This window comes from Herbaspirillum lusitanum P6-12, from assembly GCF_000256565.1.
GTDB classification, from domain to species: Bacteria; Pseudomonadota; Gammaproteobacteria; order Burkholderiales; family Burkholderiaceae_D; genus Herbaspirillum; species Herbaspirillum lusitanum.
Genome location: NZ_AJHH01000666.1, coordinates 1 through 1,014, shown reverse-complemented (window position 1 = coordinate 1,014; position 1,014 = coordinate 1). Strand labels below are relative to the sequence as shown.

General features: G+C 65.2%; 1 protein-coding gene. It reads right to left on the bottom strand.

Annotated features, from left to right (window positions below):
* Positions 1-1,014 (bottom strand): acyl-CoA dehydrogenase family protein (locus HLUSI_RS30040; protein WP_016835984.1); only part of this gene is annotated, 1,014 nt, incomplete at both ends.

The window sequence follows — 1,014 nt, the reverse complement described above, 5'->3', positions numbered from 1 at the left end:
TTGGAAGAGATCAATCCCGACATCGACATCCAGCGCGCCAGGATGCTTTTCTGCAAGGACGCGGCATCCGCAGTTCCCGCCGGCAGCGTGCCGTACACGCGACCGTTGGCGGCATCGCCGCGACTGAGCACGAAGGCTTCGGCCATCGCCGGCGGCGCGTGCTGCAGCATCAGCGCACCCTGTACCGCCAGCACCAGTTGCTGCACCAGCCGGCGCGCCAGCATTTCGCGCTGCTCCGGCGCCAGCGTCATCATCTGCTTGAGCGCATGCAACGGCGCTTGCAAGACTTCATGGCCATCGGCGACCTGCTGCAATTCGTCCAGCAGCAACAGGCAGGCGTCCGGCTCGCGCTCCATTGCACGCAGTACATCGAGGCACATGACGTTGCCCGAACCTTCCCAGATCGAGTTGACCGGCGCTTCGCGATACATGCGCGCCATCGGTCCGGTTTCCACGTAGCCGTTGCCGCCCCAGACTTCCATGCACTCACCGGTGAATTCCAGCGCACGCTTGCAGATCCAGAACTTGGCGGCCGGCGTGACGATGCGTCGCCACGCGCGTTGCAAGGGATCGGCGGGTGCTTCAAAGGCGCTTGCCAGGCGCAGCATCAGCAAGGTCGCGGCTTCGCTTTCCAGCGCCAGGTCGGCCAGCACGTTGCGCATCAGCGCTTGCTCGGCCAGATGCTTGCCGAAGGCGCTGCGATGGCGCGCATGATGGATGGCCTGGACCAGCGCATGGCGCATCAGGCCGGCGCTGCCGATCACGCAATCGAGGCGCGTGTGGTTGGCCATCTCGATGATGGTCGGGATGCCGCGTCCCTCATCGCCGACCATGACGCCGTAGGCATCCTCGAACTCGACTTCGCTGCTGGAGTTGGAGCGGTTGCCGAGCTTGTCCTTGAGGCGCTGCACCAGCACGCCGTTCTTGTGACCGTCCGGCCGCCAGCGCGGTACGAAGAAACAGGACAGGCCGTTGTCGGTGCGCGCCAACACCATGTGGGCGTCGCACATCGGG